Origin of the sequence: Scytonema sp. HK-05, from assembly GCF_963872035.1 — a bacterium.
Taxonomy (GTDB): Bacteria; Cyanobacteriota; Cyanobacteriia; order Cyanobacteriales; family Nostocaceae; genus Kalymmatonema.
The window spans coordinates 56596-77585 of the sequence record NZ_CAWMYC010000035.1 but is presented as its reverse complement, the minus strand read 5'-3'; the positions used below and the strand labels follow the sequence as shown (position 1 = coordinate 77585).

20 protein-coding genes are annotated in these 20990 nt (G+C 43.6%); 5 read left to right on the top strand and 15 right to left on the bottom strand.

Features of this window, described 5'->3' with window-relative positions; all coding sequences use genetic code 11:
• Nucleotides 1-24 precede the first annotated feature (24 nt).
• The 4 genes from AACT52_RS06490 to AACT52_RS06475 all read right to left on the bottom strand — a co-directional run bounded on the left by AACT52_RS06490 (nt 25) and on the right by AACT52_RS06475 (nt 4240).
• Nucleotides 25-1191, bottom strand: coding sequence for a sugar phosphate nucleotidyltransferase (locus AACT52_RS06490; protein ID WP_073629800.1), 1167 nt, complete (start codon nt 1189-1191; stop codon nt 25-27).
• 385 nt (nt 1192-1576) lie between these two features.
• Nucleotides 1577-2416, bottom strand: a complete 840-nt coding sequence (locus tag AACT52_RS06485; RefSeq protein ID WP_073629943.1) for a segregation/condensation protein A — start codon at nt 2414-2416, stop codon at nt 1577-1579.
• 141 nt (nt 2417-2557) lie between these two features.
• Nucleotides 2558-2977, bottom strand: coding sequence for a lipopolysaccharide assembly protein LapA domain-containing protein (locus tag AACT52_RS06480; RefSeq protein WP_233153863.1), 420 nt, complete (start codon nt 2975-2977; stop codon nt 2558-2560).
• 210 nt (nt 2978-3187) lie between these two features.
• A complete protein-coding gene (locus tag AACT52_RS06475) occupies nt 3188-4240 on the bottom strand; it encodes an AI-2E family transporter (RefSeq protein WP_073629798.1) in 1053 nt (350 codons plus the stop codon).
• Nucleotides 4241-4372: 132 nt separating this feature from the next.
• On the opposite strand from AACT52_RS06475, the gene pdxH reads away from it, so the two are divergent.
• Together pdxH and AACT52_RS06465 are read left to right on the top strand one after the other, a co-directional pair.
• Entirely contained in the window at nt 4373-5017 is a 645-nt protein-coding gene (gene pdxH / locus AACT52_RS06470; RefSeq protein ID WP_073629796.1) for a pyridoxamine 5'-phosphate oxidase, read from the top strand.
• Between the two features lie 10 nt (nt 5018-5027).
• Nucleotides 5028-5948 (top strand): cyclase family protein, encoded by a 921-nt coding sequence (locus AACT52_RS06465; RefSeq protein ID WP_073629794.1) that lies wholly within the window; start codon nt 5028-5030, stop codon nt 5946-5948.
• Between the two features lie 148 nt (nt 5949-6096).
• Here the strand turns inward: AACT52_RS06465 and AACT52_RS06460 are convergent, their stop codons facing one another.
• From AACT52_RS06460 to AACT52_RS41230, 4 genes are all read right to left on the bottom strand, one after another.
• Nucleotides 6097-6936 carry a DUF3153 domain-containing protein gene (locus AACT52_RS06460; RefSeq protein ID WP_083630195.1) on the bottom strand — a complete coding sequence of 280 codons (840 nt, stop codon included), beginning with the start codon at nt 6934-6936 and terminating at the stop codon, nt 6097-6099.
• A 119-nt stretch (nt 6937-7055) separates the two neighbouring features.
• Nucleotides 7056-7607 (bottom strand): tetratricopeptide repeat protein, encoded by a 552-nt coding sequence (locus tag AACT52_RS06455; RefSeq protein ID WP_073629792.1) that lies wholly within the window; start codon nt 7605-7607, stop codon nt 7056-7058.
• A gap of 364 nt (nt 7608-7971) precedes the next feature.
• A complete protein-coding gene (locus AACT52_RS06450; RefSeq protein WP_073629790.1) occupies nt 7972-8259 on the bottom strand; it encodes a WD40 repeat domain-containing protein in 288 nt (95 codons plus the stop codon).
• Between the two features lie 296 nt (nt 8260-8555).
• Complete coding sequence (locus tag AACT52_RS41230) at nt 8556-8660, bottom strand: WD40 repeat domain-containing protein (RefSeq protein ID WP_443216622.1); 105 nt, start codon at nt 8658-8660, stop codon at nt 8556-8558.
• A gap of 431 nt (nt 8661-9091) precedes the next feature.
• Here AACT52_RS41230 and AACT52_RS06445 point away from each other — a divergent pair, with 431 nt between their 5' ends.
• Nucleotides 9092-10108, top strand: coding sequence for a polysaccharide deacetylase family protein (locus AACT52_RS06445; RefSeq protein WP_073629788.1), 1017 nt, complete (start codon nt 9092-9094; stop codon nt 10106-10108).
• Between the two features lie 201 nt (nt 10109-10309).
• Here the strand turns inward: AACT52_RS06445 and argB are convergent, their stop codons facing one another.
• The 3 genes from argB to AACT52_RS06430 all read right to left on the bottom strand — a co-directional run bounded on the left by argB (nt 10310) and on the right by AACT52_RS06430 (nt 13703).
• On the bottom strand, nt 10310-11206 hold the full coding sequence (gene argB, locus AACT52_RS06440; RefSeq protein ID WP_198940880.1) for an acetylglutamate kinase: 897 nt from the start codon (nt 11204-11206) through the stop codon (nt 10310-10312).
• Between the two features lie 238 nt (nt 11207-11444).
• Nucleotides 11445-12008 carry a shikimate kinase gene (locus AACT52_RS06435; protein WP_073629786.1) on the bottom strand — a complete coding sequence of 188 codons (564 nt, stop codon included), beginning with the start codon at nt 12006-12008 and terminating at the stop codon, nt 11445-11447.
• 72 nt (nt 12009-12080) lie between these two features.
• Nucleotides 12081-13703 carry an NB-ARC domain-containing protein gene (locus AACT52_RS06430; RefSeq protein WP_073629935.1) on the bottom strand — a complete coding sequence of 541 codons (1623 nt, stop codon included), beginning with the start codon at nt 13701-13703 and terminating at the stop codon, nt 12081-12083.
• Nucleotides 13704-14185: 482 nt separating this feature from the next.
• On the opposite strand from AACT52_RS06430, the gene AACT52_RS06425 reads away from it, so the two are divergent.
• Nucleotides 14186-14377, top strand: coding sequence for a hypothetical protein (locus tag AACT52_RS06425; protein WP_073629784.1), 192 nt, complete (start codon nt 14186-14188; stop codon nt 14375-14377).
• Nucleotides 14378-14387: 10 nt separating this feature from the next.
• On the opposite strand, the gene AACT52_RS06420 is transcribed toward AACT52_RS06425, so the two are convergent.
• The 3 genes from AACT52_RS06420 to AACT52_RS06410 form a co-directional block, all read right to left on the bottom strand.
• Nucleotides 14388-15098, bottom strand: a complete 711-nt coding sequence (locus tag AACT52_RS06420) for a hypothetical protein (protein WP_073629782.1) — start codon at nt 15096-15098, stop codon at nt 14388-14390.
• A gap of 157 nt (nt 15099-15255) precedes the next feature.
• Entirely contained in the window at nt 15256-15879 is a 624-nt protein-coding gene (locus tag AACT52_RS06415) for a flavin prenyltransferase UbiX (RefSeq protein ID WP_073629934.1), read from the bottom strand.
• Nucleotides 15880-16075: 196 nt separating this feature from the next.
• Nucleotides 16076-18433: a ribonuclease R family protein gene (locus tag AACT52_RS06410; protein ID WP_073629780.1), complete on the bottom strand. Its 2358-nt coding sequence runs from the start codon at nt 18431-18433 to the stop codon at nt 16076-16078.
• Nucleotides 18434-19231: 798 nt separating this feature from the next.
• On the opposite strand from AACT52_RS06410, the gene AACT52_RS06405 reads away from it, so the two are divergent.
• The gene (locus tag AACT52_RS06405) at nt 19232-20032 is read left to right on the top strand and encodes a hypothetical protein (RefSeq protein WP_073629778.1); all 801 of its coding nucleotides are present in this window, start codon (nt 19232-19234) and stop codon (nt 20030-20032) included.
• 72 nt (nt 20033-20104) lie between these two features.
• Here AACT52_RS06405 and clpP read toward each other — a convergent pair whose 3' ends face one another.
• Nucleotides 20105-20710 carry an ATP-dependent Clp endopeptidase proteolytic subunit ClpP gene (gene clpP, locus AACT52_RS06400; protein WP_073629776.1) on the bottom strand — a complete coding sequence of 202 codons (606 nt, stop codon included), beginning with the start codon at nt 20708-20710 and terminating at the stop codon, nt 20105-20107.
• Nucleotides 20711-20990 lie beyond the last annotated feature (280 nt).

The following is a 20990-nucleotide window of genomic DNA, read 5'->3' as shown; positions in this document are numbered from 1 at the left end:
TAACTAATGACTAATGACTCTTGACTAACTAGCGTTTGTTCCCAACAATTCAGCAATGGCTTGCCGTTCAGCTGGCGTGTGGGAGGGTGGATCTTGACGAGCATCAGTAATCAGCCAGTCTAAAGCAGCGGCTTGGACATCTATCGTTGCTCCGGTCTTGTCTACGCAGTGACGTCCAAACACCAACTTGTCAACAAGCCGTACTCCGGGACCCAGACGCGACCATTCAAAAATCACGCTGTTTTCGACTGTTGCGCCACTGCATACCCAACAATTTGGACCTATCATCGTCGGACCAACGATTTTGGCTCCGTCTTCAATCTTGGTCATGCCACCGATGTAAACGGGACCTGTGATATCGACTTTATCCCAATTTACAGCAACGTTCATACCAGTGTAGATACCGGGGGCGACTTGTTGACCTGGAATTTGTACGTTCTTAATTTCCCCTGAGAGGACACCGCGAATTGCCCGCCAGTAGTCTGGGACTTTACCAATATCTACCCATTCAAAATCCATTGGGATGGCGTAGAAGGGCGCACCGATTTCCACCAATTTGGGGAACAGCTGACTACCGATGTCAAACTCTACTCCAGAGGGGATATAATTAAAAACCTCTGGCTCAAAAATATAAATACCTGTGTTGATATTGGTGCTTAAAGCCTCCTCTACCTTGGGTTTTTCTTGGAAAGCTTTAACGCGACCATCTTCGTCAGTGACAACTACACCATAACTAGAAACTTCTTCCAGGGGAACGGATTTCATGATAATAGTGGCAATAGATCCCTTAGATTTATGCCACTTCACAGCTGCGGTCAAATCCAAATCAATCAGGGCATCGCCGCACAACACCACAAAGGTATCGTCAAAGAATGGGTAAAAGTCTTGGATTTTCCGCATACCTCCCGCAGAGCCAACGGCTTCCCCGACCAGGGTACCATCGACAATGCGACCTTCAAAAGAATAGGCAATCTGCACACCAAAGCGTTGACCATCACGGAAATAACTCTCAATTTCCTCTGCTAAATGGCTAACATTAACCATAATCTGGTCAAACCCATGCTGGCGTAAAAGCTCTAGTAAAAATTCCATTACTGGCTTTTGCAGGATGGGCATCATCGGTTTGGGCGTTGTGTAGGTAATCGGACGTACACGAGTACCTTTACCAGCCGCGAGAATCATCGCCTTCATATGTCTTTATTCCTCAACCACAAGCCAGTTTACTGTTATCAATTGGTACTTCATCATCAGTTTATTTCCGCTCTAAGTCATCCCTAAAAGCACGGATAACAGAAATTAAGAGACTTGGTGCAACCATAGGCATAGCCAGTGTAAAATGTGAAGGACAATTTATGAAGAAAGTATAAAACAGCAAGCGTAAAGTATGAAAATTTGGTACTTTAGCTTTGATACTTCATGCTTTGCATCATTCTTTATCCTACCGTACCCAACGGGTGCGCCCCTAACCCTGTGGGAAGCTACCCAGAGGGCGTCTACATCTTTTGATTGGTTATGTTTTCAATTTAATCGGATTTTGGAGTTTACTGAAGCCAAAGTCTGAAAATTATGAATATTCCTATGTTGTACACTCTTGATTCACAGGAGTATCTATGGATTTGTTGTTGCCTGAATCTGTAAGTAACCGAATTTTGATGTCCTGGTAAAACTCCTCTTGCAATAGCTCTACCTTTGATTGAGCACAAAGCAGTAGTAGCGCCCAGAAAACGCTAACAACTAGATGGCTGTGCCTTGATGTGTGTGTACCATTGTTTTCTGGTTGCTTTGTCTGAGTCCACAACTCCACTAGCTGTTCCAGATTCAGCCAATTTTTCTGTAAACTCAGATCTGTTGCTACACTTTGCAACACCTGCTCCAGCTCAATTGCCACCTCTGTAAGATTTTCCTGATGAGCCAACTCTAATGCAGCACGCATACTTTGCAAACTAGGTTGGCGTCTAGGACGGGCAGGTTTATTGACTTTTTCTACCAGTTTCAATTGTTGCGCCATGACTTGCAATTGCTCAATCAGCTCTTGCAGAGTCACACGACGCTTTGGTGGTGGCATTGCTGCTAGACGACGACGCAAGTGCCGCTCTAATGGTAAGCGTTGACCATGAGAGATCACCCCGTCTTGACTCTCTGGCAATGCATCATCTTCCAGAGCTTCTTGTTCTGCTGATGATTGCAATTGCATTAAAGTGTTTGCTTTAAATAACACAAGCTTGGATGCCGACAAAAAAGCCTGCCCTGATTGAGATAAGTCGGCTTCATAGCCCCTCGTGGTTGCCTCCGGTGCCATTAGTTCTAAGTAACGGTCAATCACCTCAATCACCTTGACATCCCAAGGGTCTATTTCCCCAAGTTCAGCTTGATGAATAAGGAGTGTAATTTTTTCTAATAGCTCGGAAGCATCCATTAATTCTTTGGATTTTGCATTGAGAATTGTTAGAGACGCTTTCATGAGAGCGCGTCTGTACTTTTGGAGCGTTGTTATTGGTTAGTTGTTAATTGTTAGTTGTTCCACTAACGACTACCAATTAACCACTAACCAATTCCTTTATTGGGTAATTGCTTGTGCTTCTTTTGCTAAAGAATCATTTGCTGGTGGAAGAGCAAGTTTCAATGATTGAACTTCTGCTTGGTACTGTTCAACCTTGCTTTCTAGTTCCTTAATCTTGACATTTTTCTGTCGCACTTGTTGACCAGAAACGAGCAGTCTCTGCCAATGTGTCCAAATGCTATATAACCAAGCAAAAACCGCTCCTATACCGCTTGCTAAAACCAACTCAACTGCAATTGGTGCTTGCACCTGCACGTCTGGAACAAGATTTATTGTTCCGGGTTGGGTGTTCTCAAGGGTAAATAAAGCTAGCGCTAAAGAAAAGATAAAAATTATTACAAAGTTGATTTGTCTCATTGGAAACCAAATACTACGTAATTGTTTTTGCCCAATGCTTCCCTGAAAATCATAACTCATACCATTGTGAATGGTATTTCGGGATTATGCAACTTTTCATTTCAGGAATTTTGAAAATAATAAAGTTGCACATCTAGGATAAAATGGTATAAAAATAAATGTATTTTGTACAGTATAAAATAATATTTTATACAGTTATAATGTCAAAGGTAGCTATATAAATATTGTTTATATATTGAATTTTTGATCAATCATTCAAGCATACTCCTACTAAGTGACATTGTTTGCCTCCTTACCGCTTTTGATAGCATCGAAGGTGCCCTTTATAGTACCTGCAATCGGGACAGCAACCAATGTTCCTAACAAACCAGCAATCTCGAATCCCATGAGAATAGCCACAAAAATCCAGATGGGATTAACGCCAATAAAATCGCCAAGTAACTTGGGACCTAAGAGGTTATCTTTGATTTGCTGGATGATAATGGCAGCGACAGCTACTTGAGTTGCCAACCACCAATTTTGCAGCAAAATCAAAAAAGTGACCAAACCAATACCCAGAGTTGCGCCGATAAAGGGAATAAGTTGGGATATGCCTATGAGTATGGCAAATAACAGGGCAAAAGGCACCTTAAGAATTAAGAAAACAGGCGTGAGGCTGACCACCATGAACAACGCCAGCAAAATCTGGCTGAGGAAAAAGTAGTGGAAATTGAGCCGCAAAGAGGTGCTCAAGGGGAATCGAATATAAGGTGGGAGGAGGCTGAATATGCCAGACCATACGCGATCGCCATACAAAAGCATATAAAATGCCAGCACAACCACTAATATCACATCAAGTACGCCTGACAGCACCGTCCCTGCAAATCCCACAGCAGCAGAAGCCAGCTGTTGCACCAAACTTTGAATGTTAGCATTGATTTGATTGCTCACCACCCTCAAATCTAAGGGTAAACGCCGCTTCTGAGCTAAAGCTTCAATATGTTCCAAATTTGCTTGACTGGTGGCTAGCCAATCCGGAATTTTATTCAAAAGTTGTATCGTTTGGTCAATCACCATTGGCACCAGCGTCACGCCAAGAATGACCAAAAGCGTCAGAGTCACTAGCAAAACGATGATCACTGCCCGAGGACGGGTCAAGGTAACACGTTCAAAGAACTTCACTGGGTAGTTCAGTAAAAAAGCCAGAATTGCTGCAATGCTCACAATAGTGATTGGGTGCAGGAATAAGCGAAAAAGCAGATACAGCAACCAGAGATTCAGAGCGATAATCGGACCGCCCAGACCGTATATTAACAGACGTTGAACTGACGCTGAACGGTGCATCTTATGTTATCTCTTTTAGAAGCGCCTTAACGCATGAAGTACAACTTGGTTGGGGCTGATGACACCATAATAAATAAATATTTTTAACAAAGACACCCATAGGTGTACTTGATAACAAGGAAGCAAACGACAATGGACAAAACTATAGCTGACCTTCGCAAAGACTACACCTTGCAGGGTCTTAGCGTCTCGGATGTTAACCCCAATCCTTTTATACAGTTTAAACAATGGTTCGACCAGGCATTATCCGCCCAACTTCCTGAACCGAATGCCATGACTATTGCCACGGTCACACCAGATGGTAAGCCAAGGGCAAGAATGGTGCTGCTCAAAGGTTTCGACGAGCGGGGCTTTGTATTCTACACCAACTATAACAGTCAAAAAGGACAAGAGTTAGCACAAAATCCCCAAGCGTCCCTGGTTTTTTGGTGGGCGGAACTAGAACGCCAAGTCCGCATTTGTGGGCGTGTCGAAAAAGCTTCCGAAAGCGAGTCAGATGAGTATTTTTATAGCCGTCCTTTGAACAGTCGCCTGGGTGCGTGGGCTTCTAATCAAAGCGAGGTGATAGAAAGCCGAGAAGTGCTTGAGCAACGGATGCAGGAACTCCAAATTAAATATCAAAATCAAGATGTTCAGCGACCGCCGCACTGGGGCGGCTTGCGAGTGATCCCGACAGAAATCGAATTCTGGCAAGGGCGTTCCAACCGCCTGCACGATCGCTTGCTTTACACTCGCTTAGATGACGGTAGTTGGAAAATTGTGCGTTTGTCCCCCTAATTAATAGGAAATGAAAAAACTCGCACTTTTGTGTTTAGTCACCTTTTTGAGCCTTGTTGTTTGCCTGTCCATCAACGCAGCACAGCCGCGCCCTGTCCCTCCCTTATGGCAGATTTATCAACAGTCACTCACAAAAGCTAAATACGTTGACCTCACGCATGCGATCGCTCCTTCAATCCCTGTCTGGTCAGGGTTTGGTCCGTCCAAGTTTGAACCTACCGTCAACCCGAAGACGGGGAAGCCATACACCTACCAAAACGATGGCTTTGAAACGACTCATTACGACCTGTCTACTGATCAGCTTGGAACTCAGTTAGATCCACCTGCTCATTGGAACCCTGACTATCCAGCTATTGATGAGTTACCTGCAACCTTTGCTGTTCGTCCCTTGGTGGTGATTCCGATCCAAGACAAAGTCGCTCGTGATCCCAACTATCACCTCACTGTTCAGGATATTCAGGATTGGGAAAGTCGGCATGGTAGGATTCCTCAAGGTTCAGTTGTGTTTGTCCGCTCGGACTGGTCTAAGGAATGGCCCAACCCCGAACTCGCTAAAAGAAAAAAGTTTCCTGGGGTATCGCTGCAAGCCCTCCAGTTTTTGCACTTGCAGCGCCAGATTCTGTTCCACGGACACGAACCTCTTGATACAGATAGCACCCCAACTTTGGAAGGAGAAGCTTGGCTATTGAAGAACGGATATGCCCAAGCAGAAGGTGTCGCGAATTTAGATCAAGTACCAGAGACAGGCGCACTGGTAGCAATTGGTTATCCTAAATTCAAAGGTGGCTTAGGAGGTTATGCACGCTATATCGCTATCTGTCCACCCGACTGGAAATATGGTGTGTCGGTGGGTCAAATCCCAGAATCTCCTTTGCAAAAAGCAAATAAACCACTGCGTTGGGATCAACAGCTTAATGTACGGATACGGTAAGGAAATTTTTGAGCCAAGGGAGATGAGGGAGATGAGGGTAGAAAGCGTGAGGGAGATAAGGGAATACCGTTGAGTTAAAAGTTATTTATGACAATTTCATAGCTGTAGAGACGTAGCATGCTACGTCTCTACAAGAGATCATAAGGACTCAGGACTGTTCTGTGACTGCTGGTTGGGGAGTAAACTGAACCCTGGGATCAGGCATAAAAGTGTATCTCAGGTAAAACCCAGCCCAGACAAACAGAATAATCAACAAAGTACCGATACCGAGGGGACTAGGAAGCCAGAAAACCACTTCTATATGGTTTAACTCTCCCGGCTTGAGCTTCCATATCAACTGATGTCCATTCTTTTCTGGAAGGATGGCATTTTCGGTATTTTCCACACTCCGTGCGCCCCAAGGAGTGTTCAAGCTAAAGTCTAAATCGAGAATTGAACCAGCATTAGCCAAAACATTTCCATTGCTGGAAATTAGAGCGAGCGATCGCAAATCCAAGTCATAAATCAATCGATTCCGCACTAAAAGTAAGAAATTATTCTGAAACACCAGTAAGTTAGAGTCAATTTTCGGCAGTTCTGAGTTAGATTCACTCTCAACGGACTCAGATGTTTGATTGCCATTAGGGTGGAAAAATTCGTTAAACTTTGTTTGTAATTCTCGACCGCTACTAAAGGGAATCGAAACAATAACTTCTTGTTGAGAAAGCCGTCGTGTTTTACCTTCCAATTTGCGGGCGCGACGTTCTATACTATTCAACCATTCATATACAGAATCGCCACTAAAACTGGTTAGTTTTTCTTCCAACTTAATGTGCTGCACAAACTCGCCGCCATTGCCACTGCCAAAATTAACGCCCACATTATAGTTGACACAACCAGATAGCAGCAGAGACGTTAACAGCACAACCCACAAAATAGGATTTCGGATTGGAAAAACGCGCTTAAATTTCCCAAGCACAAAATTCTTTGCTAAAGCATACAAATTCATTACAGCAAAACCCCCAAAAAGTCAATTTATCTCTCCTTTCTCCTTCTCTGCGTCAACGGACACTTTCCTCAACGGGGGGAACCCCCGCACGGAAGTGTCCTCCTCAGCGCCTCTGCGGTTTAAAAACTAAACCAAATCAAGCTAGCTAGCGTTAAACCAATGACAATCAACGCCAACCAGATAAAGCGATTATCTCTGGTATTTACCTGATTGAGGTCAACAAATTCCGGTTCAGGACGCATCTGCTGTTGGGAAGATTTGGTATTATTTGCACTCAAACGAATTTTAGCTTCATTGTCAGGTACTGCGCCTAAATCAGGAATTTCGGTCATCCATTCCTTTGGTCGGTTCAACCTGGGTGCTTTGAGGATGTAATGCACCTCCCTTGCTTGCTTACTAACTTCTAGATGGGGATGGCGCTTGAGTTGTTCACACAGGGCGAGAGCATCTTCTGTGCGCCCTGCTGCTTCATAAGCTGTCACCAACCAAATTTGTACCTCCCCACCAAGGCGAGAATTACGAGCCAAGAGGGCACTTGCCTTTTCCAGTTCTTCAACAGCTTCTCGGTACTGCCCGTTTTCAAAGGCAACTTTCCCAGTTTGGTATTTAGCTTTGGCAATTTCTAGACTTTCTGTACTCACGTTTTGCACAAAAATCGGCACTGTCTTCATTTTGCCAACAGCAGCAACCAATGGTAGCAATATTTTTGGAATTTTTTACTTGAGCAGTAAAGTCAAGGGGCGATATAACAAAATATCTACTTCCGCTTATTGAAGTCTGAAGCAATTACCAAATTCAATTCGGCCCGTCAAACCAGTTTCTCTTGCATATTACTGCGACTACTCTTTAGTCGTACTTTAGTATTGCCACCTATTTAAGTTCTCGCTTTTCTCAAGCAGGATAAGCGCTATCAGAGAAATAATAAGTACACGTTCCAGACAACAGTTATTGCAGGGGATGAATTCGGGAAACAATTTCCGTGGGAATAGATAAAGGCAGTTCTTGACACTCCCTAAATTCCTCTTTAAGCGCTTTTTAGTTTTGGCATTCCTGTAGTTTTTCTAGCGTCTGTGGATGATTAGTAAGGTAATCTGTGAGCCAGTTGCAGCCCCGTGCCAGTAAATCATCTAAATTCAGACTCCACAGAATTACGGTTCCGTCCTTACTGGCAGAGGCAAGGGTCTTTCCATCTGGACTAAAACTGACGCTATTAACCCAATCGCTATGCCCAGTGAGCGTAGTAATTAGGGTACCGTCACGCTTCCACAGAATCACGGTTCTGTCACCGAAAATCGAAGGGCGGAAGCCCCTGGCTTTAGACATGGGGAGGAAGCCCGTAGGGGATTTTAATCCCCGTCCAATATCCGGGGCAAGGTGACAGTATCGTGCGACAATAAGTATATGCCGAAATAGGAAACGCACTGTTGACCCGACAGGAACGGCCCGACCGTAGGCAAGAGACGGCGAGTTGTCTCGCAAATGGGTAGAACATATTGCTTGCTCAGACGGCAATCCAATGTGTTTCAGGGGCGTGGGGGTGAGTACACCCTCTGTGAATCGTAACCACGCCTGGAGGTTCGCTCTTGTAGTGAGGCGGAACCTGAACAGGAACCACTCCGCTACGCTCGCAGGGCTGCTAAAAGCCCCCGGCTTCTAGCCGTGGGGAATGCGTTACTACTACCAGAGGCAAGGGTCTGTCCATCCGGGCTAAAACTGACGCTTATAACCGGATCGCTATGCCCAGTGAAGGTAGTAATTAGGGTACCGTCAAGCAGAAGCCTATGGCGATATAAACGGTTTAGCCTCGTCTACCCGCTATTGGGTTAACATTAATGACCAACCTGGTGCGACTCCTTGGGCTAATTAACATTAAATAAGTCGGCGTAAAAAATTAAAGGTTTGTAGTAAGCGCTTACTACAAAGCAATTTTAAAACTTTACTTTTCTTTACATAGTTCGGTTTATTCTCGCCGACCTACTTAGTTTTGGGACGGAAGCTATCGAAATTCAGTAAGGACACGCCAATTGATGATCGTTAGTTGCGCTTCTAAACACCAGACCTTTGCACCCTTTGCTAGTATTAGGGGTTTAGCTCAGGGCAAACGCATCTAATTGGGGGTGTGAGTAACAAAGGATTCTGACTAAGAGAAGAAAAAATGCTGCCAAAAAATAAAAGAAAGTTTCATTTCATAAAAATTGCGTTTTTATCCACAGCTTGTTTTTGGATTTTTGGTTCATACAGGGTGATTGCAACTGAATTGCAAAGTTTTTATTTAAATACATCAATTCCTATAATAGTTTCCCTAAAACAGTCTAATAATCAACTTCTATGTAGCAAGTATAAAAATATAGGTAGGGAACTGGAGCCTACAAGCAATCAAGTATTATCTAGTTCCGAAATATTATTTAAGACGGTTGCGGATGACAAAGTGTTATCTTTGCCCGCCGAGCGAGTACCAACAATACACCAAGCTGCTTTTAAAGCTAGAGTTCCTGTCATTATGTATCACGATATTATCTTAAAAAAGGAAGTAATTTATGATTTAACACCCCAAGAGTTAAAGAAACATTTTGAACTAATTAAATCGAATCAGATGACTCCTATTAGTTTAAATCGGCTGATTGCTCACTTGCGGACAGGAAGCCCATTACCAGAAAAACCTATCTTGCTGACTTTTGATGATGGTTATGGTGGACACTATGAATATGCTTATCCTCTGTTGAAAAAATACAATTATCCGGCTGTTTTTGCTATTCATACGAGCGGTGTAGGAGTTAATGCTGGTCGTACTCATGTTACTTGGGAACAACTAAGAATCATGGCTAGTGACCCACTAATTACAATATCTTCCCACAGTAAAACTCATCCTGCCCTCACAAAAATATCAAATAAACAGCTTTATAAAGAAGTTGTAGAATCTAAGGAGATACTTGAGGCTAAATTAAATCGTCCTATTATTTATTTTACTTATCCTTACGGTAACTATGATTCCAGGGTAAAGAAAATAGTTGCGTCTTCCGGATATTTGGCAGCAATTGCATTTGGTACTCCAACTGAGATGTTTGCAGGTCAGTCAAAGGATTTGTTTGCTATCAGTCGTTTTGAAAAATCTCGTCTAGAAAAAGTTATTCCCCAAGCTTGGGGCAGCCCTGCTCTGCCACAGTGTAATTAAAGAAGGGGCAAAACCCTTCTTCATCTGCTTCGTAGCTGCTGGCACACGATTTAACCCAACAAAAAGACCGGGTTCCGTGCATAATACAAAACCTTTGACAATCGGTAAAGGGGAGATGAGGGAGATGAGGGGGATGAAGGGGATGAGGAGGTATTTGCTTCCCTATCTCCCCTTACTTCCTCCACTCCTCCACTTCCCCTACTAGAGTGTAAACTGAGAGCCAACGAGCATTGTACCGATACCAATGTCAGTAAAGATTTCCAACAGCAGTGCATGCGGGATGCGACCATCGACGATATGAGCTGCACGAACTCCTTGGGCAAGCGATCGCACGCAACAATTGACCTTGGGAATCATCCCACCACTGACGATACCTGTCGTAATCAATTCGCGGGCTTGTTGAATGTCTACTCTAGGAATCAGGGTAGAAGGATCTTTATAATCCTTGAGAATTCCCCTGGTGTCAGTCAGCAAAATCAATTTTTCCGCCCCAATTGCTGCTGCTATTTCTCCAGCGACAGTATCTGCATTAATGTTGTACGATTGTCCTGACTCGTCTGCTGCAACGCTGGAAACTACGGGAATGTAGCCATTGTTGACGAGTGTCTCCAAAATTTTGATATCAACACCGCTAACTTCCCCCACAAAGCCGATGCCTTCTTCACCTTGAGGACGAGCTGTGATTAAGTTACCATCTATGCCGCACAGTCCCACTGCTGAACCACCGGCTTGGTTAATCAAGGCGACTATTTCTTTATTCACTCGACCAACTAACACCATTTCCACTACATCCATTGTGGGGGCATCAGTCACTCGCAAACCATTTTTAAATTGCGGTTCAATTCCCAGTTTATCCAACCAACTATTAATTTCCGGTCCCCCGCCATGTACCACAATTGGTCGTAAGCCAACGCATGATAAAAATACGATATCGCGGATGACTTTATCTTTGAGATTGCTATCTTTCATTGCCGCACCACCGTATTTGACAACAATGGTTCGACCAGTAAATTGTTGAATGTACGGTAGTGCTTCGCTTAGCACTTGTACGCGGCTGGCGGCATCTTGCCTTATGTACTCAGTTTCGCTGACCATCATGAGGAGCTATTGATAGATATCTTGAGTTTTCGTCTGGAGCAATGACAATTACGGGAAAGAAAAAGTGTATTATGTAACAAATGCCACTTAGGACTTAACCTTAGGGCAAAAAAGTGGATATCTATATTAATAATCCCTTTAAGGAACTAAAAACTCATAAAATCTTCTCAGCAGACCAAATATCTTCCACGTACAAACTGGAAATTTTAAGTTTTCACTCTCGATTGTTATTTTCTTGTTAAGAAAGCTCAGGATGAGAAACTCTTGGTTTCAGGACGCTGGGAATCTCCTCAATAATCCGTGTGGCAACTTGTTCTGGTGTTTCTCCTTCACTAATCGTGATTCGCAGATCCGCTTGTGCATAAAGAGGTTGTCGCACATCGAGGAGCGATCGCAGCTTGGCTTCGAGATCAGTATCTTGCAGCAGTGGTCTTGTTGTATCCTCTGCTAATCGGCTGTACAGTATTTCCACAGGTACATCCAGCCAGACAATCAAGCCGTGGTGCAGGTAACTCCAGTTTTCTCGCCGTACGACAATACCCCCACCCGTTGCGATGACAAGCTTGGTGAAAGCACACACTTGTGACAGTACCTGACTTTCCAACTGGCGAAACGTGGCTTCCCCAACTTCTGCAAAAATTTTGGTAATCGATTTATCACCAGCAGCTTTCTCAATTACGGTGTCGAGATCAACAAACCTGTAACTTAAATGCTGTGCCAATAACCGCCCTACAGTCGTCTTGCCAACGCCCATCATGCCAATTAAGTACAGGTTAACTCCTTTCAATAAGTCATTAGTCATTAGTCATTAGTCATTAGTCATTAGGGTTGTAGTGACGCTTAAGCACCACTACGAACCACTAACCAATTTACTTCAAATCTCGGTACCCAGACGCAAATCTCTGATGTAATTTTTAATTTGTGCTTCAAAAACTGTATAGCTCATCAGTAATGAGCTTGGTTTTTGTTGCATTAATTTAAAATTATCCTCAATTAATCGTTCTGCAACGTACTCTATTAAGACAGGGGTTTGGGAAAAGCGAGATGCTTGCCGCTCAATCAGAGAGCGCCTGTGCAATAACTCTATTGCTTCTAATATTAATCTTTGCGGCACTCGTGGTATAATCTGCGTCTGCAATTTACGCATTGAACCCAAATCTTGATTTAGAGACAGCCAGTACATAATGAGCTTTTCTAAGCTAGACAATCGATTAAACTGTTGGTCTAAAATCGCTCGAATGTCGCCAAAAACCCTAGTACCTTGCTCGAAAAATTCATAAATATTGCCTCCAAACAATTCTTGAATAGCGGTAGCAATTAATTTTAGAAATAAGGGATTACCTGCATACCAATCAATTAATAATTTGCATTCTTCTTCTTTGAAATAAGGAAATCCTTTAATTTTCAGAATTTCCATGCTTTCGGCATTGCTTAACCCAGTTAATTTTAAACAACGAACAGGTAGTTTTTCTCCTTGAATAGCAGCAATTTCTGGAGGTTTTTCCCGACTTGTTAAAACTAAGCAGCTTTGATGTTGTGAGTCGCCCACTCGTCTAATCAATTCTCCATAACCTTCATATCCTGGACGATAACGAATTTGATGGAGGTAGTATGCAAAAGAATTGTTGATGTTTGAGTGAGAGGCACTAGAGGTAGGATATATCTCTAAGTCGCTAGTATATTCGCTGCTTAAAATTGCATCAAAATTATCTAATACGATGAGACAACGTGAAGAACGTAAACAATCGATGAGTTGCGAAATACTACCATCTACAACTTCTAAATCTTTTGTCTGTTGTGTAGGCGACAAAATTTTCATGAGTTGATTCAAGATGATATCTGGAGGAGGAGCAAGGTGTAGTGAGCGCCAAATCACATACTCAAACTTATCCTTGATTTGTTCTGCTAGCTTGACTGACAAAGCGGTTTTCCCAATTCCTCCCATACCCAAAAGGACAACAAGCCGACAGTGTTCTTGGACAATCCATTCTGTTATCTGAGCTAATTCTGTCGTCCTTCCGTGGAAAAAACTAACATCAACGGCTTCACCCCAATCTTGTGTTTGGACTGATTTCATAGCAGGAAAATCGGTCTCTTTTATATTATTTGGCTTGATTTGGTTGATTTGGTTGCTGGTTGGCTCTATTTGCTGCCAAACTTTTTTATAACCTGCTTTTTCTAGTAAATGAGTCACCCGACTCCAATTTTTCACTTTAATTGAGTATCCTGCTTGGTTACTCAACATTTCTTCTATATATTTATACAATCCATTAGAAAGATAAACTCTGACAGTACTGCTACTACGACTTTGATAGACTATATTGGCGATTTCCGCTGGACTAAACCCGCAAAGTAAACCTCGCAGGAATTTTTTTTCAACAGGTGTAAGGGCTTTTCCTTTTGGAGAACTTAAATCAACGTATAATTTTTCTAGCTCCCAATTATTTCTAGCTTCTGTAAATTCCTCTTCTACCTTATTTGAATCAGATGCCGTCATTACCATTATTTATTTAGAATAATCCAAGGCAATATCATACCTATTTTTATATGAAGTAAAATTAAATACACTATAAATTTATAACGAATTTAGTAACATTTGTTAGGTGATTTATCTGTTCTGGGTTAGGTATCTTTAGGCTTAACAGAAACTTAATAAAACTTGATTGAAACTTTATCCTGACGATATCGGTCAATATAAACAAGCGTAACTTACTATTTGGTGGGGCAATTCCATCTATTACACAACACTGTGTTTCTACCGACACTATGTTCGTGTCCCAGCAATGAGTTGCAGCAAACTGTAGTCAACAAGTCAGTGTTTTCGTTCAAGGTGTAAAAGATGACTCGTTATCAGAAAAGGTGCAAAAAAGCTTTGCCAACTAAGCGGTTGAGGCACAAAGCCAATGCATATTTTATCTAGGAAAGCCCGATTAAATAAATATAAGTGTGCTCTAAGTGTGGTCTTTTGAGGTTTCAACCATGACTCGGATTCGAGACGTTGTGCAAAAAGCTTTAGCAACTGGCTATTTGACTGTTGAAGCAGAAAATCAACTGCGAGTGTTGCTGACGACCCGTTATGATATGGAGGACTTAAATGCTTTCATGAGCTTGCAGGAAGCTGCCATGACTGGAAAAGTCAAGCAGGAGTCGCGTGAACGTTGTGGAATTTAGTAGAAAATACTCAACGGCGAGGGCGCTTATCCTCATCCTCAAAATCGTCATCCAGAAACCCCCAATCATCATTTTCAGCTTGATTGGTCTCGGGTTGACTAGTCGTCGGTGGTTGATAAGGGGGGATAATCACTCGATAATCAGCATCGTAAACGGATTCAGTTTTCCCGACTCCAGAATTTTTCGGTTCGCGGTAGCTGTAGGAGTAAACTGAATCTGATTTAGAGCTGGTTTTGGGTTCTTGTTGACGTTCGTAAGTGTTAGAGTCTCTGACTTGTGTATTTTGAGGATTAGGTGTAGGCGCTTCTTTTTTTTCTTCAAAATCCCAATCATCTGTGCTGCTGTCTGTTTCCCAGTCATCATCAGAAGTATCACTGCTTCGCGTTGACTCAGTTTTACTACCTGACGGTGGGGGAGAAGGACGAGGTGTTGGTTCTTCCCTACGAGTTTGGCTTTGGCTTGTACGCCTTGAACTTGCTTGATCGCTAAGCGGGGTTCGACGTTGCCCTGCAAAATAATTAGATAAATTGAATAAGCTTGTGACGAATACAGTTGTCAAACCACCAGCAACAGTACTGAACAAAATCCAAATCGCCAGTGGAATTGGTTTGGATTTCATCCCCAAAAATACGAGCGAGAGGACAGGGGACCAATTTTGCACTAGCAAAAGCGTTAGTCCTCCCAGCACTGCTACTAACAAAATTAAGCGAAATACAGCCATAGTTGTTAGTCATGAGTCACTAGTCATTGTAGAGACGCGCTATAGCGCGTCTGTACATCTTTGTCATTAGTCATTAGTCATTAGTCATTAGTCAAAAATTATTCTCCCCGGCTCTTGAACTCCCCTGCTCCTCATTTCCCCATCACCCCTATTGTGGCTAATCTTGACGACCTTGCCATCTTTGAATTGGTATACAATCAATATCGAGTTGATCCAAGGCACGAGCAACCACAAAATCAACTAAATCCTCAATGGTTTTGGGATTGTGATACCAAGCGGGAATGGCGGGAACAACTCTGACTCCAGCTTCGGCTAGGGTGGTTAAGTTGCGAAGGTGAATCAAGCTAAAGGGAGTTTCACGGGGAACCACAACCAGCTTTCGCCCTTCTTTGAGCTGGACATCTGCTGCCCGTTCGAGTAAGTCGGAACTTAAACCACCTGCTAGCTTCGCTACAGTACTCATACTGCATGGAATAACAATCATCCCTAGGGTGCGAAAGGAACCACTGGCAATATTTGCCCCGACATCACTCCAAGGATGACAGCGTAGCTTACCCGCTTCTTCAACGACCGCTTGCTGTCGCCAAAATTGCTCTTGTTGAGCGGGTTCTAGTGGCATACGGATATTCTGCTCAGATTGCCAAACCATGTAAGTTGACTTGGAAGCAACCAATTCAATTTCATAGTTGGCTTGTAGCAGAAATTTGAGAGCACGAACGGCGTAAATCAGACCAGAGGCACCTGATACGCCTAAGATGAGTGGTTTGGTATTATCGGACACGCTGTTATCGATGGAAGTTACCAGGGATTGGAGATTAGGCATTGGGAGGAAGGCAAGGGAGAGGAGCCAGTTCTCCAAGGGTGGCGACTAGGGTGGGGAGGTGCGGGGACGCGGAGAAAGGAGATTTTCCCGCGTCCCCCCCGCATTTGGTGTATTTGGTGTATTCTCTTTCCTCAGTCCCCAGTTTCTAATTGCTTCATTCATCCTCAGCATACTGTTCTAAGTCATCCGGTTCCATATCCTCGTGTGCTAAGTACAGGTCTGAGTCATCGCGATTGGGAATGCTGACATCCTTGCTAAAAACAGCGCCATCGCTACCAACAGTGACTAAATCGATTTGCTGGCGGTAATAATCAACACTCTTAACCTGCACAGCGACGCGATCGCCTAGTCTATAGGAAGCGCGGTTCTTACGACCAAACAATGCTTGTTGTCTGGCGCGATACTCATACCAATCGTCTTTGAGAGAACTGACGTGTACCAGTCCTTCTACCCGCAGTGGTACGCGAGGATTGCCAACTGTGTTTGACTCGGCTGGTGGAACTTCGATTTCTACAAAGAACCCGTAGGATTGGACTCCTGTGATCACACCAGTGAAAACCTCGCCGATACGCTGTTTCATCAGTGAGGCTCTTTGCAATCCTGCCAAGTCAGCTTCTGCTTCTTGAACTTCTTTTTCTCTATCGTTGAGCTGGATAAGGACCCTCGTCAAATCGCTTTGGAGTTCTTGTTGCAATTCTGGCGGTAGGACGTTCCAGTTAATTTCACCGTGGCTGGAGGAGTGGCGCAGGTTGACACGTTCTTTGACACGGGTGTTGCGGCGATCGCGTCCGTGTTCAAGTAATGCATAAAATACCCTTTGCATCAGCAAATCCGGGTAACGCCGCAACGGGGCAGTGAAATGGGTATATTCTGGTAATGCCAAGCCAAAGTGAGATCCTTTGGTTGTACTGTACGTAGCTGGCTTGAGTGTGTCTTGCAACAAGTAGGTAAGAACTTGCTCGGATGCTGATTCTGCAAAAACTCTGGTCAACTGTTGATAATCAAGCGGTTGAATCTCTATTTCTGGCTCTAGTGTCAGTTCGACGCCGAGATTGATTGCTAATTTCAGCATTTCTTGGACATCCTCGGTATCGGGTGCGCCTTGGATTCGCCAAATGGCAGGGATACCTAGGGCATTCAAATGGGTTGCCATCAGTTGGTTAACGAGTAGCACAAACTCAGTTAACAGGGAGTGTACAGGTAAATCATTCACTACCACACATCCCAAAGAGCCCTCATCATGGTATGGGTTTTGGTTTGGTGGCAGATTTAACTGCAAGCACCCACGAGCCAAGCGTACCTGTTTTAACAACTGCTGTAAACTACCGAGTTGTTGGACTATCTCTACGATTTGCGCTGAGTTTTCAGTAGATTGGTTGTTCAGAATTGCCTCTGTTTGTTGTTCGCTCAATGAAACGTCTACTTTGACGACACTGGGTTGAATTTCCCACTCCAGCACAACTCCCGATTTTGAATCAACCGTTATTAAAAAAGATAGAGCCAAGCGATCGCTTCCGGGCAATAAACCACAGCGTTCGGCAACAACTTCTGGCAACATCGACAGTACCAATTCTCCCAGATATACTGACCGCCCCCGCTTGAGTGCTTCTCGGTCGAGGGCTTCGTCTGGTTGAATCAGGTGAGCAATATCAGGAATGTGAAAGCCCAAGCGCCAATTTCCAGCGCTTGTTTTTTCCAAGGTGAAAGCATTTTCTATCACCTTTGGGTCATTGTTGTTGCCAATAATTGCCAACGTTAATGAGTGCCGCAAATCCAGCCGATTTTTCAAATCTGCCTTGAGCAGCTTTTTGGGCAATTTTGAGGCTGCTTCTTGTACGCCTTCTGGAAAAGTCCGCGAAAGGTCGTGTTTGCAGGTGACTAAATCTATATCCGCCGCTGCTTCTGCATCGCTTCCAAGGATTTGCACAACCCGACCCAATGGTGGATATTGTGCTAATGGGTAACGCAAAATTTCCACATGAGCGAGGTGGTCAACTGCTTGTTCCAACTTAATGCCTTCTGCTTGCACTTTGAGTTCAAACAGCAGCCTATCGTCTAAGGGAACGGCACGATATCCACTTTCGACTTGCTTAATCCGCGCTAGTAAGGTGTGATTCGAGCGTTCTAAGATTAACTTAACTTCTCCTTCTGGGGAGCGGCGACGACTACCTTCTTTAAGAACTCTAACCAAAACGCGATCGCCATTCCAAGCATTACTCAGATGGCTTTCCCGGATATAAATATCTTCAGCTCCTTCCACATCTTGAATTGCAAAGCAAAAGCCTTTACTGGAACAACGGAGTTTTGCTTCAATCAGCCCTTCTTCTGTGACTCGACGATACTTGCCACGTTCTTTGACTAAAACTCCGATTCTTTCCAGTATTTCCAAAGCGATATGAAGTTTTTGTAAACTAGCTTCATCTTCGCAACCAAGTTTCTTTTCCAAAAGTTTACGAGCCACTAATTTATCATCAGTGAAATTTGCCAGAAGTGTAGCGATTGAAAATTCCATGCAGTGAACCGGCCTTTGGTCAAAACATCATTTTTTTTTGAATCTGGTTCTGTGCTGTGTACCCTCACGACTACAGACACTCTTCGGGAAACGAATTGCCCAACAATCTTTGGGCACTGCACGAACATGTCAAAGCGTCAATACGTTCAAGTTCCTTCTCTTAGACAATCTTTCAAAGTACGCCCGTTTGAGATTTTGCCCCCTCGGTAATTACGCAACGGGTGTTTGAGTTACGTACGTTGGAGAAGTCTCCACGCTGCCCAAAAGCACTCTTTAGGGAAATCGCAGGTGTTGGATTGTCTGGTTTGAAGGTACTTTTACGCCATGTGACTCTGATTTTTAACTAGGAGAAACTGCCGACAAATCTAATTGACCCATATGTAGGATCGGAAACAATTAGGTCAGCAGCAAACAAGCTGTGAGGAAGAACCATTCCTTCATTATTGTAGATACAGAGCGCACTTACAGAAAATAGTTCTACATTACTAATTAGGTAATTAGTATAGCAAGGACAACCAAATCACCTTTGGTCAATAAGCAGTAGCCAAAAATTTGCCCGAAAAACCTCGTGCTACAATCAGGACACGGATTAAATCAGTCATCAGTCATCAGTGATCAGTGAACAGGCGGATGAAACTGATAACTGGTCATTGGTAACTGCTAATTGTTCAAGCGTTCTTCGTTGGCACTCATCAAGTGAGAGTATGTTGTACATAACCCAACGACGAGTCCAAGCTTAGACACACTTCTTAGCTAGCAAACCCTAGATTCAACAGACTTTCGATTGGTGGCAGTATTATGTTGGCTCAATTTCGGAGCAAATATCCCGAAGGCAATCTGATTTCTGAATTAGTGCAAATTTATCACGGTAAATATATTGTTCGGGCAAGTGTACAAATTGATGGTGTTACCCGCGCCACTGGAATGGCTGCAGCAGAAACACTCGAAGAAGCAGAAGACCAAGCTAGAAATCGGGCGCTGGTAGTTTTAGGAATCACCAGTTCGCCACAGGAGTCAGTAGTTGTTTCAGGAGAACCTGCTAACCAGGTAAAGCCAACCCCAACTTTTACAATAAACCAAGTCAACGATACATATTCCCCTGTCAACAGTTTTCCTAAAACAGAAGTAACTCCAACCCCCCCAGCAGTTTCATCTGTAATCGGGATAAACGATACTAAAAACCAAGAGTTGATTGAAGGTCCTACTAATGACAAGCAAGAAACTCAATTTGACACCCCATTGGAAAACTTGGGAATGTTCTCTGGTAACCAAGAAAATAACACGATACCTGAGATTTCTCCAAGTAATGTGACACCCTTTGGGTCACGCAGTTACAGCAGTTCGCCAGAAGATCTCGGAACCCAAACAGCAACAACCAAGAAAAAGAAGAAGAGCGAACCTGTTGATCAGTCAGATGATATCGCTAAAATCGGGGTCGAAATGCAGCGCCTAGGTTGGACAACAGACCAGGGGCGAGATTATCTGATTAAAACCTATGGCAAGCGATCGCGCCATTTACTGAGTGACGACGAATTGCACGATTTCCTGAGATACTTAGAATCTCAACCTACACCCCTAGATCCATTAGCAGGATTTTGAAACAGTGAACAGTCATCAGTCAACAATGAATAATTGATAACTGATAACTGATAACTGTTCACTGATAACTGACTACACCACAGCCATTGGACGGCTACCAGCAGCGTGACGGTCAATCACAAGGTCAATTAAGCCATAATCCTTTGCTTCCTCCGGCGACATAAAGAAGTCTCTTTCTGTATCCTCGGCAATTTTTTCATATGGCTGACCAGTGTTCTCGGCTAAATATTGATTGAGCTGCTGCTTGTGGTAAAGGATTTCGCGTGCCTGAATTTCGATATCAGTGGCTTGTCCTTGAGCGCCACCCAAAGGTTGGTGAATCATGATCCGAGAATGGGGTAAACTCATCCGCTTACCCTTGGTACCAGCAGTGAGGAGGAAAGCACCCATACTCGCTGCCAAACCGGTACATATTGTACAGATGTTTGGGCGGATGTGCCTCATAGTGTCGAATATCCCCATACCTGCCGTTACCGAACCACCAGGAGAGTTTATGTACATATAAATGTCTTTCTCCGAGTCTTCTGCATCCAAGAACAGCAGCTGGGCAACAATCAAGTTAGCTACGTTGTTATCAATCGGCTGTCCCAAAAAAAGGATGCGCTCACGCAACAGCCGTGAGTAAATATCAAAGGCGCGTTCGCCACGACCTGATTGTTCAATAACGATAGGAATCATGCAGACTGTTTGTAACTAATTTACATACATTTTATCGATTGCAACGGCTGATTGTTTTCCTGAACCCCGAACCCAATTTTGGAAAAAAAATTCGTGCAAGAAGTCAGCAGCATTTGAAGTAACTGCGAACTGAAGGCTTTCATGCTCAAAAAATCTACTTTTTTGTCTGTTTATACCTGTGTAGTACCTCATGCCGGAATGGTGTTCGGTTATAGAAGATGCCCCAACCCCCGATGCATTAGGGGGCTTAATTCCCTCCTTTTTAAGGAGGGTTAGGGAG

Coding starts and splice junctions, on each gene's coding strand:
- AACT52_RS06490 (WP_073629800.1), bottom strand. CDS start 1,191: ATGAAGGCGATGATTCTCGCGGCTGGTAAAGGTACTCGTGTACGTCCG.
- AACT52_RS06485 (WP_073629943.1), bottom strand. CDS start 2,416: ATGGATGCTTCCGAGCTATTAGAAAAAATTACACTCCTTATTCATCAA.
- AACT52_RS06480 (WP_233153863.1), bottom strand. CDS start 2,977: ATGAGTTATGATTTTCAGGGAAGCATTGGGCAAAAACAATTACGTAGT.
- AACT52_RS06475 (WP_073629798.1), bottom strand. CDS start 4,240: ATGCACCGTTCAGCGTCAGTTCAACGTCTGTTAATATACGGTCTGGGC.
- pdxH (WP_073629796.1), top strand. CDS start 4,373: ATGGACAAAACTATAGCTGACCTTCGCAAAGACTACACCTTGCAGGGT.
- AACT52_RS06465 (WP_073629794.1), top strand. CDS start 5,028: ATGAAAAAACTCGCACTTTTGTGTTTAGTCACCTTTTTGAGCCTTGTT.
- AACT52_RS06460 (WP_083630195.1), bottom strand. CDS start 6,936: ATGAATTTGTATGCTTTAGCAAAGAATTTTGTGCTTGGGAAATTTAAG.
- AACT52_RS06455 (WP_073629792.1), bottom strand. CDS start 7,607: ATGAAGACAGTGCCGATTTTTGTGCAAAACGTGAGTACAGAAAGTCTA.
- AACT52_RS06450 (WP_073629790.1), bottom strand. CDS start 8,259: ATGTCTAAAGCCAGGGGCTTCCGCCCTTCGATTTTCGGTGACAGAACC.
- AACT52_RS06445 (WP_073629788.1), top strand. CDS start 9,092: ATGCTGCCAAAAAATAAAAGAAAGTTTCATTTCATAAAAATTGCGTTT.
- argB (WP_198940880.1), bottom strand. CDS start 11,206: ATGATGGTCAGCGAAACTGAGTACATAAGGCAAGATGCCGCCAGCCGC.
- AACT52_RS06435 (WP_073629786.1), bottom strand. CDS start 12,008: ATGACTAATGACTTATTGAAAGGAGTTAACCTGTACTTAATTGGCATG.
- AACT52_RS06430 (WP_073629935.1), bottom strand. CDS start 13,703: ATGACGGCATCTGATTCAAATAAGGTAGAAGAGGAATTTACAGAAGCT.
- AACT52_RS06425 (WP_073629784.1), top strand. CDS start 14,186: ATGACTCGGATTCGAGACGTTGTGCAAAAAGCTTTAGCAACTGGCTAT.
- AACT52_RS06420 (WP_073629782.1), bottom strand. CDS start 15,098: ATGGCTGTATTTCGCTTAATTTTGTTAGTAGCAGTGCTGGGAGGACTA.
- AACT52_RS06410 (WP_073629780.1), bottom strand. CDS start 18,433: ATGGAATTTTCAATCGCTACACTTCTGGCAAATTTCACTGATGATAAA.
- AACT52_RS06405 (WP_073629778.1), top strand. CDS start 19,232: ATGTTGGCTCAATTTCGGAGCAAATATCCCGAAGGCAATCTGATTTCT.
- clpP (WP_073629776.1), bottom strand. CDS start 20,710: ATGATTCCTATCGTTATTGAACAATCAGGTCGTGGCGAACGCGCCTTT.